Genomic DNA, 17,015 nt, shown 5'->3' with positions numbered 1-17,015 from the left:
ATAGAATGTATAAAATTGGAATAACAGCACAGCGCCAAAAAATTTACGTATATTTATAGGGATAAATACAAGCAAAATTTGAGCCAAGGCGTTTAAATTAATTGGTTAATTATGATTAGTGGGGAATAATAATTTTTAATGCGGTAAGAAATTGGATTAAATATGACTGTATTGCGTTCGATGAGTTAGGTAAACTGGTTGAAATCGTTAAAAAATGGATAATTAAATGAATGAACTAAGAAAGTATGCTGCCATTGGTGGTGCTATTGCGATTGTTGCTTGTTGGCCGTTTGCGACAGGAAAAATTGGTGAAGCTATATTTAAAGATGGCATTGCCTCTTATGACAATTCTGTTATTAAAATAGAAAATATTTCTTATGACCGTGGTTATTTAAGTTCACAAGCTCAAAGCCGAGTGTATGTGACCGATAAAGGCTTAATTGCTGAATTAGAACACGCGGGTTATCCAAGTGAAATTATTGTTAATCATGAAATAGACCACGGGTTATTCTCTATTTCATCAACATCAACGGTGACTGGAGAAGCGGCGTCTTCTGAATTTATAAAAGGTTTGACGCTGACAACAAACAGCCAGTTGACTGGGAAGACAGATCTAGAATTGACAAGTCAAGATACTAATTTTGTTAATGCGGATTTAAAAGCTCAAGGCGTTGAGAAACTGTATTTAGCGGCAAGTAAAATTTCAGCGACTATTCATCCTGAAGGTGAATTTTCACTGCAATATAGTCTACCTAAAACTGAATTACGTTTAGAAAATCAATCAGATATGCTGATTGATAATGTTTCTGGTAAAAGTGAAGGTAAATATCTAGATGATATTTTTATTGGTGATGCTAATGTGGCTATCGATAAAATGACGATCAATGATATTGAAAGTAATATTCATAATGTCGTGAATAATGTGACTTATAGTAGTTCAAATGAATTAGCTGAAGTAAAAGATCTTCCTGCTGATAATTCATTAAGTTCTACCAATATTCTAAAATTAGGTGAAGTAACGACTGATGCTGGAACGCTAAAAAATGGCGTATTTAATATCAGTTTTGATGACTTGAATTACGACGCACTGATTAAATTAGTTCCATTATTACAAGATCAAGAACTTACACCTGAAAAAATTCAACAATTGATGCTTTCGTTTGATTTACTTGCTGCTAAAGGCTTCAGCATCAATATTAATGAATTTAGTGCTGATGTGTTAGGCAGTAAGGTCGAAAGTAAGGTATTACTAAATTTACCTGCTGGTACAGCAAGAGCATCGCAAAATGCGGATCAACTGGTTCAAACACTAAAAGGCAATGCAGAGTTAGTTATCGCTAAGAAATTGGTTGATGATACACCTGAACTGCGTATGCAAATGGATGAATTGTTGATTAACGAATTTGCAGTTGAAGAGGGTGATAATTACCGTCTGGCGGCAACCATTGCAGATGGTCAAATTGAGCTATTAAATGGTCAAAAAATGCCATTGTTTATGCTTCTTGGTTTGTTAAGTTATTTACGTTAATCGTCATTAATTGAAAGACACAATAGCTCACTTCGGTGGGCTATTTTTTTATCTCTATTTAATTATGGCGGTTATTTAGTGAATTAGATCACTTTCTGATTTATTTGTAAGAGAAAAGGTGGTATTAATTTCTATAGAGTGATTTAACAAATCTTATTTAATATTAAATAGCAGGAGCCTTTGAGAAACATGGAAAAAGTATTTAACTTTTGTGCTGGTCCAGCAATGCTGCCAGTAGACGTTCTAGCCCAAGCTCAAAAGGAATTGGTGAATTGGAACGGTTTAGGCACTTCTGTTATGGAGATCAGCCACCGTAGCAAAGAGTTCATTAAAGTTGCGCAAGAGTCTGAGCAAGACTTACGTGATTTGTTGGCTATTCCTGATAATTATAAAGTCCTTTTTTGCCAAGGTGGTGCGCGTGCTCAATTTGCAGCAGTACCACTTAATCTATTAGGTGACAAAACAAAAGCGGATTATGTCGATGCTGGCTATTGGGCACAAAGTGCTGTCATGGAAGCCAATAAGTATTGTGAGCCTAATGTGATTGAGGCAATTACCGATTGTGATGGTAAACGCGCTGTCATCCCTGCATCGCAGTGGCCGTTAAGTGATGATGCTGCTTATGTTCATTTTTGCCCAAATGAAACCATTGATGGCATTGAGATTAATGATTTACCAATAACAGATAAGCCAATTGTTGCTGATATGTCTTCGACTATTTTATCTCGTCAAATTGATATTTCTAAATACGGTGTTATTTATGCGGGAGCTCAAAAAAATATTGGTCCTGCCGGATTAACAATTGTGATTGTTCGCGATGATCTTTTAGATTTAGCGGCGCAATCATTACCAAGCGTATTAAATTATGGTGTTTTAGCAACCCAAGAATCAATGTTTAATACGCCACCAACATACGCTTGGTATTTAGCTGGTTTAGTTTTTAAATGGTTAAAAGCGAATGGTGGCATTGAAGCGATGGAAGCGCACAATCGTAAGAAAGCCGCTGCATTGTATGAGTATATCGACGAATCTGATTTTTATCGCAATGACGTACATACAAATAATCGTTCGTTAATGAATGTACCCTTTCAATTAGCAAACTCAGACTTGGATGCTCAGTTTTTGACATTAGCAGATGACGCTGGGTTAAAAGCATTAAAAGGCCATCGAGTCGTCGGTGGTATGCGCGCTTCTATTTATAATGCAATGCCATTAGAAGGTGTTCAGGCACTTGTTGATTTTATGAAAGCATTTGAAGCAAAATACGCGTAATTACTGATAAATAAAAAAGCCGATACTGTATTTATAGTATCGGCTTTTTTATTGGTGTTTTTAATTGTCTATTCTGAAGAAGTGACGATTAAAAACGTTGCCATAATTGATGATAAGCACCCTTAAGTGAAAGTAAACTTTCATGAGTCCCTTGTTCTATCACTTCGCCATGGTCCATTAAACAAATTTGATCCATGTTTTCTAAGTTCACTAGACGGTGAGTAATGAAGACAGCGGTTTTTTGTTTTATATGGTCATTTAACACGGTCATGATTTGTTGTTCTGTTTTTTGGTCAAGGCCTTCTGTTGGTTCATCAAGCAGCACAATAGGGGCATCATGCAATAGCGCGCGTGCAATACCAATACGACGGCGTTCACCCCCTGACAATTGACGGCCTCCGTCACCTAACCAAGCACTCAGTCCTTCATTTGATACTAAATCGCCTAAACCAACTTTATTGAGTACCTGAGTTAATTCATCGTCAGTGGCAGTATCATTTGCAAGCAATAGATTGTCACGTAATGAACCATTTAGAATATCAACTCGCTGACTAACCACGGACATGGCGTTACGTAAACTTGATTCCTTCCATTTCGGCAATTGAACACCATCAATAGAGATTACTCCTGATTTAGGATCCCATTGACGGGTTAGCAGTTGTAATAATGTCGATTTACCTGAGCCTGTCTGCCCTACGATTGCCATTTTTTGCCCGGCAAGTAAATCTAATGAAATATGTTTAATTGCATCCGTTTCTGCATCCATATATTGATAGCTAACATCTGAAATCGTTAGATTTCCTTTTACTGCTTGGCTAACGCCATTTTCATCAAAAATAGTATCAGGTGTGGCTGTGATGATTTCATTTAATCGACGAGCAGAACTTAACGTTTGGCCTAAATATTGAAAGGCTCCGGCAATAGGCATTAATAATTCAAAGCTGGCCATCGTAGCAAAAGCGACCATTGCCACCATTGGGTCAGGGGTCATTCCCGCAATGCCATCCGCCGATATCCAAAGCATTAACAGTAGCGTCCAACCATTAGCAAGTAATAGTAACCCATTCGCTAAGCCAGTAAGCGTTGCCATGTGGCGTTGATTTGATAATAGAGCGACTTGAGCATCGAGAATACGTTGTTGATATTGCTCTTCAGCACCAAAAATACGTAATTCTGCATTACCTTGTAGCCAGTCTAATGTTTTAATTCTTAATGTGGCTTTGTTATGAGTTAGCTCGGCACCGTTCTTTTTTCCGAGCTTATAAAATAACGTAGGCCAAATTAATAATAATGAAAATAAGATAGCTCCAAGCGTTAATCCAATAGTGACATCAAACCAAGCAAGAAAAGCCGTTAATCCAATAATGCCTAATGTGCCAACAATAATAGGACTGATTAGGCGTAGATAAACATGATCCATTGCATCAACATCAGCCACAAGACGATTCAATAAATCGGCGTCACGTAGCTTAGAGAATCGACCGGGGATCAATGGGATTAACTTTTTAAAGAAGAAAATACGAAGTTCAGTCAATAGTTTGAAGGTTGCATTATGGCTAACGACGCGTTCTCCCCAACGACCAGCGGTTCTACCAATAGAGAAACCACGTACTGCTCCAGAAGGAAGCATATAGTTAAACGTTTCACGAGCAATGGTTAATCCGGCAACCGCTGATGCGGAAATAAACCAACCAGATACGGTTAACAAGCCAATGGAAGCAAATAACGTAGCAAAGCTGAGTAGCATGCCTAACGTTAGTCCAAACCAATGTTTTTTATATAGTTTTATGTAAGGGAGTAAATCACGCATCAAGATCACCTTGCTTCGGTTGTTTAGCGGCAAGCATGGTTGCAAATAAACCAGAGTCTTTAATTTCATCAAATGAACCTGATTGAACAACTTGGCCTTTATCCATGACTAAAATCGTGTCCATTGCATAAAGTTGATCTAAGCGATGGGTGATCATTAAAGTCGTTAAGCCTTGAGTTGCTAAACTTAAGCTTTGCATTACAAGTTGTTCACTCTTTGCATCAAGACTGGCTGTTGGTTCATCTAAGATCCACAGGCGTCCTTGTTGTAACAAAGCTCGAGCTAATGCTAAACGCTGAGCTTGACCAACAGATAAGCCACCAGATCGATCAGATATTTGGTGTTGATAACCTAATTCATCAATAAACTCATTAGCAAAAGCCTGCTTACTTACCGAGTCTAATTGTTCTTTAGATATGCTTTGCTTACCAAGCGTAATATTCTCTTCAATGGTTCCATGTACTAATGTTGGATTCTGTCCAACCCAGTTTATTTCTTGGTACCATTCTTTTTTGTTTAACTTAGATAGTTCAATACCATTTATCTTGATACTGCCTTGGTAAGGTAAAAATCCAAGAAGTGCATTGATTAAACTTGTTTTCCCTGCGCCACTTGGACCAACCAATGCGGTTTGAGAGCTTTCATGTAAATGAAAACTGATAGGTCCGAGTAATGTTTTTCCATCATGGCTGTTGACGATTAAGTCCGTGACTTCAATATCAAGAGTGGTCGATTGAGATACTTTCTTATCACCATTAGTTTGAGTATTAGTATCAATCGCTAAAAACTCGACAATCGACTCGGCAGCGCCTACGGCTTGAGCTTTTGCGTGATAAAACGTTCCTAAATCGCGTAATGGCTGATAAAACTCAGGCGCTAAAATAAGAATAAATAAACCCGTGAATAAGGTCACTGTTATTCCGTAATTACCAAAGTTAAGCTCACCGATATAAGTGAAACCGAAATAAACGGCAACAAGGGCAATTGAGATAGAGGTGAAGAATTCAAGCACAGCAGAAGATAAAAAGGCGAGTCGTAACACCTCCATTGTACGCTTGCGGAATATTTCAGAAGCATTGTGAAGATGTTTTGTTTCTTGCGCTGTTTTGTCAAATAGGCGAATAGTGGTCATTGATTGCAGACGATCATAAAAATGACCAGATAATCGTTGTAATGCTTTAAAGTTTCGGCGGTTAGCGTCAGCCGCTCCCATTCCTACTAATGCCATAAAGAGGGGTACTAGTGGTGCGGTTAATAAGAAGATTAATCCGGCAACCCAGTTTTGAGGAAACACAACGATTAAAATAACAAAAGGGATCATGACCGAAAGCGACATTTGCGGTAGATAACGAGAGAAGAAATCTTGCATGTCTTCTACTTGCTCTAATAGCAACGTAGCCCAAGACCCTGCCGGTTTACCCTTTATATAAGCCGGTCCTAATTCTTGGAGTTTGTTAAGAATGAGCTGACGTATATGAATTCGAATATGCTCGCCACAACGGTAACCGGCGACTTCACGACCCCAACTGCAAGCTGCTCGAATTCCTACAATGGCAAAAATGGCGATAAATTGAGGAAGTAACTCATACTTATCTGTTTGTTCAATGATGAGCTTGTGCAGAATATCGGCTAATAGTGCCGCTTGAGCGATAAGAAAAAGACTGGAAAGAAAGCCGAGCCCAATAGATAGGGCGAGCCATTTCTTAGCAAGCTTACTTTGGCCTTTGAGCCATTGTCCTAACTCGCGTTGTTGTATTTTATCCATAATATTGAAGGCTTACGTGTTGTATTATTTTGCCATGACGAAATATTTCTGGTGTGAATAATTATTATAAAAGAAATAGATGTAATACAAGCAAAATAAGATGAGCAAAAGAAAACCCGAAGTAAGTCGTTCACTTCGGGTCTATTAGTTTAACTTTCTTTTACGTCTAGCGCATCTAAAAAGCGTTCAGCATCGAGTGCTGCCATACAGCCAGTACCTGCAGAGGTGATAGCTTGGCGGTAATTGTGATCCATAACATCTCCGGCAGCAAAAATGCCTTCGATACTGGTTTGAGTCGCGTTACCTTCAAGACCAGATTTTACTTTAATGTAGCCATTTTCCATGTCTAGTTGGCCATTAAATATCGCGGTATTTGGTTGGTGGCCAATAGCAATAAATGCGCCCATGACATCTAAATCTTCTGTCATGTCAGATTTTGTGTCTTTTAATCTTACGCCAGTGACACCCATTTCATCGCCCAGAACTTCATCTAAAGTACGGTCGGTATGAAGAGTGATATTGCCGTTTTCTACTTTATCCATCAAACGGTCGATTAAGATCTTCTCTGAACGGAAAGTATCGCGACGGTGGATCAAGTGAACTTCGGCGGCAATATTCGATAAATAAAGCGCTTCTTCGACAGCGGTGTTACCACCGCCAATGACGGCTACTTTTTGGTTACGGTAAAAGAACCCATCGCAGGTTGCACAAGCAGAAACGCCACGGCCCTTAAATGCTTCTTCAGATTCTAGTCCTAGATACTTTGCTGATGCGCCTGTTGAGATAATAAGGGCGTCACACGTATATTCACTAGAGTCACCTTTTAAACGAAAAGGGCGTTGACTGAAATCGGTTTCATTAATATGGTCAAAAATAATTTCGGTATTGAAACGCTCTGCATGCGCTTTCATTTCTTCCATTAGGCCGGGACCGGTCATGTCTGTCGCGCCACCAGGCCAATTTTCAACTTCAGTCGTTGTTGTTAATTGTCCGCCTTGTTGCATACCAGTGATCATTACTGGGTTTAGATTAGCACGAGCGGCATAAACGGCAGCTGTATATCCAGCAGGGCCAGAACCAAGAATCAGTAATTTCGAATGCTTAACGTTGCTCATAGGATCTCCGAGCTAAAATAAAGGTAAAAGTAGGGTAGGAGAAACATTAGGCGTGTTCACCATCCTTAATCATATATGGTGATTGTATGGAATTTATTAAAGTAAAGAAAGGGCACCGCGATGGGTGCCCTAAAATGATTTTAATATTGAGTATGATTTTTAAGCATTAAGTGCAGCTTCAGGGGTTATATAATCTAAGTTGAAGCTTTCAGCAACTTCTTTACATGTGATTTTACCATTGATTACATTTAAGCCATCTAAAAATCCTTTGTCTTCAAGAAGAGCTGATTTGTATCCTTTATCTGCCAATTTAATAATGTAAGGTAATGTTGCATTATTTAGTGCAAAGGTAGATGTTCTTGCAACGGCACCTGGCATGTTTGCCACACAATAGTGAACAACGTCATCTACGATATAAGTTGGATCTGCATGCGTTGTTGCATGTGATGTTTCAAAGCAACCACCTTGGTCGATAGCGACATCAACAACAGCGGCCCCTGGCTTCATACGTTTTATGTGATCTGCCGTAACCAGTTTCGGTGCTGCTGCGCCAGGTATAAGAACGGCACCAATAACAAGGTCCGCTTCTAACACATGCTTTTCAATCGCATCAACGGTTGAATAAACCACTTTTGCTCGACCTTGGAATTCTTCATCAAGAGAGCGAAGTGTATCAAGGTTTCGGTCTAAAATAGTGACGTCAGCACGCATACCTACCGCCATTCTTGCAGCATTCGCACCAACGACACCGCCACCAACGATAACGACTTTTGCAGGCTCAACACCAGGTACGCCACCTAAAAGTAAACCACGGCCACCATTGGATTTTTCAAGTGTTTGAGCACCGGCTTGAATCGACATTCTGCCTGCAACTTCAGACATTGGCGCTAATAGTGGCAGACGACCCATATAATCTGTTACAGTCTCATACGCGATGCAGACAGCTTTACTCTTAATTAGGTCTTCTGTTTGTGGAAAATCTGGTGCAAGATGTAAATACGTGAATAATATTTGTCCTTCACGCAGCATCGCACGTTCAACAGCTTGAGGCTCTTTAACTTTTACGATCATCTCTGCTTTTGCAAAAATGCCTTCAGCAGTAGGAAGAATGGATGCGCCTACCGCGATATAATCATCGTCGGTAAAACCAATGCCAGAGCCGGCTTTTGTTTCGACAAAAACGTCATGGCCATGAGATATGAGTTCTCGAACACTCGCTGGGATCATTCCAACACGGTATTCGTGATTTTTTATTTCTTTAGGTACGCCAATGATCATCCTGTATTCCTTTTTAGTTATGGTTGTTTTAACTGGTTGTAGGGTTTTTGTTTCGAATTTGTATCTAGTATAGATTGTAAAAAGCAAAATTTGATGCTAAATATTAGAAAGTTGTAGTATATTTTTTTGCAAGGAAGTAATAAGGTGGAATAAAAAATGGTAGATAATAAGAAACCGTCCAAGGACCTGGATCGTATCGATCGCAATATTTTGAATGAACTCCAAAAAGATGGCCGAATTTCAAATGTTGAATTATCTAAGAGAGTAGGATTATCTCCTACTCCATGTTTAGAGCGCGTTCGTCGTTTAGAACGCCAAGGGTATATTAATGGCTATACTGCATTACTAAACCCACAGTATCTTGATGCATCATTGTTAGTATTTGTTGAAATCACATTAAACCGTGGTGCTCCAGATGTTTTCGAACAATTTAATGTTGCAGTGCAGTTATTAGATGATATTCAAGAGTGTCACTTAGTTTCAGGTGATTTTGATTATCTTTTAAAGACTCGTGTATCAGATATGAGTGCTTATCGCCGATTACTTGGTGATACACTATTACGTCTTCCGGGAGTTAACGACACACGTACTTACGTGGTTATGGAAGAGGTTAAACAGACGAATAATTTAGTGATTAAAACGCGCTAGATACAGCAAGATAATTAAAGTACCTGAAGGCAGTCGACATAAGTGAACGTTATTCCTTGCTAGACTGTTAGTGACGATAAATACGTTAAGTATGTATTAGTTGTACTTTAATATTGACGAGCGGCGTAATGCCGCTCGACTTGTTTTTAATTTATAGAGATTTAGTGATCCTTACTTTAAATAAAGTGGAATGACTAAATCTAAGTATAGTGACAGTGGATAGTATTTTGTTTTCAAAGATAAAAGAAAAAATATCGGAAAGAAAAGAGCAGCTGACGACATTAAAAGTTGAAAAGATATCTGAACCGGATAAAGAACGGTTGAATGGCAATCAACGGTTGCAAGAAGCTATGTTTATAGTTGGCTTACTTGCGACTATTTTTATTGCTGTCTCTTTATATAGCTTTAATCCTGCGGATCCATCATGGTCTCAGACTGCATGGGCTGGCAGTGTAGAAAATGCAGGTGGTGCATTAGGCGCTTGGATTGGTGATACTTTATTTTTCTCGTTTGGTTCTTTAGCGTATTTATTACCTGTCATCATAATGAGCTGCACATGGATTGCTTTTAGAAAAAAAGATGAAGATGGCGAAGCCGAGTTAGATCTGATGATGATTGGTACTCGTATTCTGGGACTGCTCATTTTATTCTTAACCAGTTGTGCGTTAGCCGATACCAGTTTTGATGATCTTTGGTATTTCTCGTCTGGTGGCGTTGTTGGTGATGTCCTAACGAGTATTACAACACCTGCACTTAACTTATTAGGCTCAACGCTTATCTTCATGTTCTTGTGGGGGGCAGGTTTAACGTTATTTACTGGTGTGTCATGGTTAACTATTGTTGATAATCTTGGTGGCTGGAGTCTTGAAGGCTTTAGAAAAATAGTTAATAAGGCAAGAAAAACAGATGATGAGACGTATCAGGTAGATACGAGTGTTACAGAGACAGAAGAACCAAAAGATAATAGTTTCAATCAAGCTGGTCGTAATGCCTCATTTAGCGCCGTACCGACGGCAGTTAATGCGTTTGAAACACCAAAAATATCAGCAAGCGAATTATCAGCATTCTCTCAAGAACCGATTGTTGAAGACAAATTTGAAGAGTACCCATTAAATAAATTTGAAATGAATCAGTTTGATGACAGTGATAATGATCCCTTGTTCTCAAGCTCTTCTATTGATGTGTTTGCCGAGGGAACACCCACTAATATTGTTACTGAACCAGTGATGCCTATACCGGTGGAAGACGCTGAAATAGAAACAACGGCAATACCAATGAGCGATAATGGAACAGAGGTTACAGAAGCGCTTTCAGTGGAAGCAGTACCAGAGAAACAAGAACCAGAATCTTTGGATGATGGTATTAATTTTTCAATGCGCAGTAATGCAACGATTGAAGAATTAGATATGGAAGCGTTAGATCAAGATCCTCTTCTAAGTAATATGGATGCGGAAAAAACGTTTGTGAAAACAGCAGCGGCGTCTATTCCTAGCGTAATGGTCGCTGGTAATGAAGACATCAGTATCAATAATGACGATATCTTGTCAGTAGATGAAGAGCTGCCTCATTTCCCAGTTGAAGACTCGAACATTGTTGAATCGGTGCCTTTTTCTTCTATTCCTGAAGAGCCAGCGCCTGATTATAGTGTAAATGAACCTTTTAATGAGGTGACTGCTGAAGAAATTGATGATGTTAGCTCTGCGTTTATAACATCGCATAATGAAGACAATATCGAGGACATTCATTTCTCTGCACATGAAGACGATGAGATTGAGGAAGTAACTGAAGAATTACCTGTATTTAATGCCATCGAAAAAGATGAAATTGAAGAGGTAGTCGAAGTAGAAGAAATTATTATTGAGAATGAGCCAACGCACTCTGATGCAGATATCGCCGCATTCCAAGCGTTAGTTGCAAAAGAAAAAGCAACGCAAGCGGCATTGCAGAATCCATTCTTGGTAAATTCAGAACCAAACCTACCGAAGCCAACGGCACCGATGCCAACCTTAGATTTATTATTTTCGCCAGATACACGTGCGGAAATGGAATCTCGTGAATCATTAGAGCATACCGCTCGTTTGGTAGAAGCGAAATTAGCCGATTATAAAATTAAAGCTCGTGTGGTGGACATTTTCCCTGGTCCTGTGATTACACGTTTTGAATTGGATTTAGCTCCGGGTGTTAAGGTAAGCCGAATTTCAGGTCTAGCAACGGATTTGGCGCGTTCTTTATCGGCAATGGCCGTTCGTGTGGTTGAAGTTATTCCGGGTAAACCTTATGTGGGCCTTGAGTTACCGAACTTTAATCGTCAAACCGTCTTTTTCTCTGATGTTGTTGGCAGTGAAATATTTCAAAATGCAAAATCACCAACCACGGTAGTGATGGGGCTTGATATTGCCGGTGAAGCGGTTATTGCTGACTTAGCTAAAATGCCTCACGTCTTGGTTGCTGGTACAACGGGTTCTGGTAAATCAGTCGGTGTAAACGTCATGATCTTGAGTGTGCTTTATAAAGCCACACCAGAAGATGTGCGTTTTATCATGATCGATCCAAAAATGTTGGAACTTTCTATCTATGAAGGTATCCCACACTTATTGACGGAAGTTGTTACTGACATGAAAGATGCCGGTAATGCATTACGTTGGTGTGTTGGTGAGATGGAACGTCGTTATAAATTAATGTCTGCATTAGGGGTTCGTAACCTACAAGGCTTTAATGATAAATTAAAAATGGCAGCAGCAGCAGGACATCCTATCCATGATCCATTATGGAAACCGGGTGACAGTATGCATGAGACACCGCCGTTGTTAGAAAAATTGCCTTCTATTATTGTTATCGTTGATGAGTTTGCCGATTTGATGATGGTTGTGGGTAAAAAAGTAGAAGAACTGATTGCTCGATTAGCTCAAAAGGCGCGTGCGGCAGGTATTCACTTAATTCTGGCAACGCAGCGTCCTTCCGTTGATGTTATTACTGGATTGATTAAAGCAAACATTCCAACACGTGTTGCTTTTACGGTTTCAACGAAAGTCGATTCAAGAACCATTCTTGACCAAGGTGGTGCAGAGTCATTACTTGGCATGGGTGACATGCTTTACTTAGCGCCAGGTTCTAACCATACGGTTCGTGTACATGGTGCGTTTGCCTCTGATGATGATGTACATGCGGTTGTTAACGATTGGAAAGCTCGTGGTCGACCAAATTATGTTGAAGCTATTACTAAAAGTGAACAAGGCGCAGAATCGTTGTTGCCGGGTGAAAAATCGGACAGTGAAGAAGAGCTTGATCAACTGTTTGATCAAGTGGTTGAATTTGTAACCACTTCTCGACGTGGTTCTGTTTCTGGTGTCCAACGACAGTTTAGAATTGGTTATAACCGTGCTGCTCGTATTGTTGAGCAACTAGAAGCGCACGGGATAGTAAGTACTCCGGGCCATAATGGTAACCGTGAAGTGATTGCACCGCCTCCTGTAGGTTTGGGCGATTAATTGTCTTGTTTAAATTGAGATTATTTATAGTGAAGAAAATTTTATTATCATTGTGTTTTTTAAGTTCTGTTGCTTTTGCTTCTCCACAAGGTGAATTAACGGATCGTTTGAATCAAAATAAAGGTTTTGAAGCGTCATTTACACAAAAAGTGTTGAGCCCTGAAGGGGATGTATTGATGCAAGGCGAAGGGGATGTGAAAATTTTGCGTCCTAACTTGTTCCGCTGGCATACTCAAACACCGGATGAAAACCTATTAGTGACCGATGGCAAAACATTGTGGTACTACAATCCATTTGTAGAACAAGTGACGCTTATGGGATTAGATCAAGCGACAACTCAAACTCCTTTTGTTTTATTAACACGCAATAAAGCGTCTGATTGGGATAATTACTCAGTAGCTCAAAACGGTGATGCATTTACGGTTTCACCAAAGTCAGACTCTGCTATAAAAAGTGAATTCATCGTTCGTATTCAACCGTCAGGTAAAGTAACGGGGTTTTCAGTTGTAGAGCAAGATGGGCAGCGTAGCGATTTTAATTTCATAACGTTTGAAGCGAAAAAACCAGCCCAATCTAATTTTATGTTCACTGTCCCTGATGGTGTAGATATTGATGATCAGCGTTAAGATCTTACTTAATGCGAAGTCATGTTTAGAATAAAAGGATAAACGTGAGTAATTTCAGTTTAGATTTTTCAGCAGGGGACGATTTTCGTCCCCTTGCTGCTAGAATGCGCCCTCAAAATATTGAGCAATATATTGGTCAACAGCATTTATTAGCGGTGGGTAAACCATTACGTCGTGCGCTTGAAGCTGGCCAAATACATTCAATGATTTTATGGGGTCCTCCGGGTACCGGTAAAACAACGTTAGCGGAAGTTGCTGCAAATTATGCAAATGCAGAAGTTGAGCGTGTTTCTGCTGTGACGTCTGGCGTAAAAGATATTCGAGCGGCGATTGATAAAGCCAAAGAAAATCAAACGACAGGCCGTAGAACGATTTTATTTGTGGATGAAGTTCATCGCTTTAATAAAAGTCAGCAAGATGCGTTTCTGCCTCATATCGAAAATGGGACAATCACGTTTATTGGTGCGACAACGGAAAACCCGTCTTTTGAGCTAAACAATGCATTGTTATCTAGAGCTCGGGTATACAAATTAAAATCATTAGAAAAACAAGATATTGTACAGGTTATCGATCAAGCATTGACCGATAAAAATCGCGGCTTAAATGACGATAATTTTGTTCTTCCTGATGACGTAAAATTGCAATTAGCTGATTTAGTGTCTGGTGACGCACGCATGTCTCTAAATTATTTAGAGTTGTTGCATGATATGGCAGAAGAAAACCACGAAGGTAAAAAAGTGGTGGATTTACCTTTATTAGCGGAAGTTGCTGGTGAAAAACTGGCACGTTTCGATAACAAAGGGGATATGTGGTATGACTTAATCTCAGCGGTTCATAAATCGATTCGTGGTTCAAATCCGGATGCTGCTTTGTATTGGGCTGCACGAATTATGGCAGCAGGGGGCGATCCTCTGTATGTAGTACGTCGATTATTAGCGATTGCATCAGAAGACATTGGTAACGCTGATCCACGAGCAATGGAAGTGGCTTTGAATGCATGGGATTGTTTTACTCGACTTGGTCCTGCAGAAGGCGAAAGAGCGATAGCACAAGCGGTCGTCTATTTGGCGTGTGCACCAAAAAGTAATGCAGTTTATACCGCATGGAAACAAGCACAAATGGATGCGATTAACTCGCCAGATTATGATGTGCCTAATCACCTACGTAACGCGCCAACCTCATTAATGAAAGACATGGGTTATGGTGCAGATTATCGTTATGCGCATGATGAACCTAATGCATATGCTTCTGGTGAGAACTATTTCCCTCCAGAAATGCAGGATCGTAAGTACTACTTTCCAACAAAACGTGGTCTAGAAACCAAAATTAGTGAAAAGCTAGAGTATTTAGCCCAATTAGATCAAAACAGTCCCTTAAAACGCTACCAATAAAAGGGCATTTTCGGTATCTTATTCAAATCGCAATTTTGAACTGAAAATTGCACAAAATTTTATTTTTAAGTGGGTTCTGTTTACTTTGAACGCACAATGACCAATAAGGCATAGGATTACAAATGCTTGATTCAAAATTACTTCGTACAGAGCTGGATGAAACAGCAGAGAAACTGGCACGTCGTGGCTTTAAGCTAGACGTAGAGACACTTCGCACCCTTGAAGAACAACGTAAATCCCTTCAAGTTATCACTGAAGATCTTCAAGCGCAGCGTAATTCCCGTTCGAAGTCCATTGGTCAAGCAAAAGCGAAGGGCGATCATGAAGAAGCAGATCGCATCATGGCTGATGTTGCAACACTAGGTTCAGAACTAGATGATGCAAAAGCAGGACTTGCTGAGCTTCAACAACAAATTGAAAGCATCGCTTTGTCAGTACCAAACCTTCCTGATGAGTCAGTACCATATGGTAAAGATGAAGATGAAAACGTAGAAGTATTACGTTGGGGTACACCGCTAACGTACGACTTTGAAGTGAAAGATCACGTTGCTCTTGGTGAGCTTGCGGATGGCCTTGATTTCGCAAGTGCAGTTAAAATCTCAGGCTCTCGTTTCATCGTTATGAAAGGTCAGTTTGCGCGTTTACACCGTGCTTTATCGCAATTCATGCTTGATCTTCATACTGAAGAACACGGCTACATGGAAATGTATGTACCTTACTTAGTTAACCACGACAGCCTATATGGTACTGGTCAATTGCCTAAGTTTGGTGAAGACTTATTCCATACAAGCCCGCTAACAGAGCAAGTAAGTGATGTTCCTCTTAAGATGCTATCTCTTATCCCTACAGCGGAAGTGCCAGTAACAAACATGGTACGTGATACAATTACTGAAGAAGCTGATCTTCCATTGAAAATGACGGCACATACACCGTGTTTCCGTTCTGAAGCAGGATCTTACGGTCGTGATACTCGTGGTCTTATTCGTATGCACCAATTCGACAAAGTTGAATTAGTTCAAATCACGAAACCAGAAGATTCAATGGCTGCTCTTGAAGAACTAACAGGTCATGCTGAGAAAGTACTTCAACTTCTTGAACTTCCTTACCGTAAAGTGATTCTTTGTACTGGTGATATGGGCTTCGGTTCTCGTAAAACATACGATTTAGAAGTATGGGTTCCAGCACAAGAAACGTACCGTGAGATTTCTTCTTGTTCAAACATGTGGGATTTCCAAGCGCGTCGTATGCAAGCGCGTTTCCGTCGTCAAGGCGAGAAGAAACCAGAATTGGTTCATACACTAAACGGTTCTGGTCTTGCTGTAGGTCGTACAATGGTTGCGATTCTAGAGAACTTCCAACAAGCGGATGGCAAAATTGCAATTCCTGAAGTACTGCGTAAGTACATGAATGGTGTTGAGTTCATCGGTTAATCTGTTTTTCAAATTAATGTGTATTTGATAAATAGATAGAAATGTAAGCCCCTTTATTGGTTATTCAGTAAAGGGGCTTTTTTTGATCTTTTGACAGGGTTGTGACTGACTATTTAAGTAGTGCTTGGTTTAACCATTGATCAAATTGACCTTTTGGCAATGCACCATTGATCATATCTACACGTTCTCCATTTTTGAAAACCATGATCGTTGGAATTGAACGGATTTGATATTGTGCTGCAATTTGTTGTTGGGCTTCTGTATTTACTTTCACACAACGAACTTGGCCATTACGTTCAGCGGCAACGTCTTCAAAGACAGGTGAGAAGCCGACACACGGATTACACCAAGGTGCCCAAAAATCGATAACAATAGGTTGTTCGCTGTCTAATAATATGGATAAGTTTTCACTAGTGCCTTCTAATGGTTTTCCATCTAGTAAGAGTTCCTTGCAGCGACCACAAGTAGGTTTGTCGTTAATACGTTCGATAGGAAGACGGTTTATGCCTTGGCAAGAATGGCATCGAGATTGAAATTGCGACATGTTATTCCTTTATTATTTTCTACATTAAGTAGTTTGTGAGCATAAAGAAATAATGGGGGTAGATAATACGAAACTCAATAAAAAAGGAGCAAATAGCCCCTTTATATTGTCGATAATATA

General features: G+C 39.8%; 11 protein-coding genes and 2 pseudogenes. 8 read left to right on the top strand and 5 right to left on the bottom strand.

All coding sequences use genetic code 11. The features are described 5' to 3' along the window. Nucleotides 1-226: 226 nt before the first annotated feature. Both A6E04_RS08020 and serC read left to right on the top strand, forming a co-directional pair. Nucleotides 227-1,528 carry a DUF945 family protein gene (locus tag A6E04_RS08020; protein ID WP_017022030.1) on the top strand — a complete coding sequence of 434 codons (1,302 nt, stop codon included), beginning with the start codon at nucleotides 227-229 and terminating at the stop codon, nucleotides 1,526-1,528. A gap of 189 nt (nucleotides 1,529-1,717) precedes the next feature. Further along, complete coding sequence (gene serC / locus A6E04_RS08015; protein WP_017022029.1) at nucleotides 1,718-2,800, top strand: 3-phosphoserine/phosphohydroxythreonine transaminase; 1,083 nt, start codon at nucleotides 1,718-1,720, stop codon at nucleotides 2,798-2,800. Nucleotides 2,801-2,888: 88 nt separating this feature from the next. Here the strand turns inward: serC and cydC are convergent, their stop codons facing one another. The 4 genes from cydC to ald all read right to left on the bottom strand — a co-directional run bounded on the left by cydC (nucleotide 2,889) and on the right by ald (nucleotide 8,768). Continuing rightward, the gene (gene cydC / locus A6E04_RS08010; protein ID WP_023603791.1) at nucleotides 2,889-4,610 is read right to left on the bottom strand and encodes a heme ABC transporter ATP-binding protein/permease CydC; all 1,722 of its coding nucleotides are present in this window, start codon (nucleotides 4,608-4,610) and stop codon (nucleotides 2,889-2,891) included. Continuing rightward, nucleotides 4,603-6,375, bottom strand: coding sequence for a heme ABC transporter permease/ATP-binding protein CydD (gene cydD, locus A6E04_RS08005; RefSeq protein WP_017022027.1), 1,773 nt, complete (start codon nucleotides 6,373-6,375; stop codon nucleotides 4,603-4,605). Before cydD ends, cydC begins: the two co-directional genes overlap by 8 nt. A 149-nt stretch (nucleotides 6,376-6,524) precedes the next feature. After that, nucleotides 6,525-7,490, bottom strand: coding sequence for a thioredoxin-disulfide reductase (trxB, locus tag A6E04_RS08000; protein WP_017022026.1), 966 nt, complete (start codon nucleotides 7,488-7,490; stop codon nucleotides 6,525-6,527). 159 nt (nucleotides 7,491-7,649) lie between these two features. After that, nucleotides 7,650-8,768, bottom strand: coding sequence for an alanine dehydrogenase (gene ald, locus A6E04_RS07995; RefSeq protein ID WP_017022024.1), 1,119 nt, complete (start codon nucleotides 8,766-8,768; stop codon nucleotides 7,650-7,652). Between the two features lie 156 nt (nucleotides 8,769-8,924). On the opposite strand from ald, the gene lrp reads away from it, so the two are divergent. From lrp to serS, 6 genes and pseudogenes are all read left to right on the top strand, one after another. Further along, nucleotides 8,925-9,416, top strand: coding sequence for a leucine-responsive transcriptional regulator Lrp (gene lrp, locus A6E04_RS07990; protein ID WP_012550415.1), 492 nt, complete (start codon nucleotides 8,925-8,927; stop codon nucleotides 9,414-9,416). A 350-nt stretch (nucleotides 9,417-9,766) separates the two neighbouring features. Continuing rightward, a pseudogene (locus A6E04_RS21640) lies at nucleotides 9,767-10,210 on the top strand (DNA translocase FtsK 4TM domain-containing protein); the annotation flags it as partial. 1,131 nt (nucleotides 10,211-11,341) lie between these two features. Further along, nucleotides 11,342-12,904 (top strand): annotated as a pseudogene (locus tag A6E04_RS21635) (DNA translocase FtsK); the annotation flags it as partial. Between the two features lie 29 nt (nucleotides 12,905-12,933). Continuing rightward, nucleotides 12,934-13,530, top strand: a complete 597-nt coding sequence (lolA, locus tag A6E04_RS07980; RefSeq protein WP_065610798.1) for an outer membrane lipoprotein periplasmic chaperone LolA — start codon at nucleotides 12,934-12,936, stop codon at nucleotides 13,528-13,530. A gap of 38 nt (nucleotides 13,531-13,568) precedes the next feature. After that, nucleotides 13,569-14,921 (top strand): replication-associated recombination protein A, encoded by a 1,353-nt coding sequence (locus A6E04_RS07975; protein WP_277814507.1) that lies wholly within the window; start codon nucleotides 13,569-13,571, stop codon nucleotides 14,919-14,921. 122 nt (nucleotides 14,922-15,043) lie between these two features. Next, on the top strand, nucleotides 15,044-16,351 hold the full coding sequence (gene serS / locus A6E04_RS07970) for a serine--tRNA ligase (RefSeq protein WP_017022021.1): 1,308 nt from the start codon (nucleotides 15,044-15,046) through the stop codon (nucleotides 16,349-16,351). 109 nt (nucleotides 16,352-16,460) lie between these two features. Here serS and trxC read toward each other — a convergent pair whose 3' ends face one another. Next, nucleotides 16,461-16,895: a thioredoxin TrxC gene (gene trxC / locus A6E04_RS07965; RefSeq protein WP_065610796.1), complete on the bottom strand. Its 435-nt coding sequence runs from the start codon at nucleotides 16,893-16,895 to the stop codon at nucleotides 16,461-16,463. Between the last annotated feature and the right edge of the window lie 120 nt (nucleotides 16,896-17,015).

Source organism: Aliivibrio logei (assembly GCF_001691055.1).
Taxonomy (GTDB): domain Bacteria; phylum Pseudomonadota; class Gammaproteobacteria; order Enterobacterales; family Vibrionaceae; genus Aliivibrio; species Aliivibrio salmonicida.
Note: the sequence above shows the minus strand (reverse complement) of the source record. Positions and strands in the feature narration are given on the sequence as shown.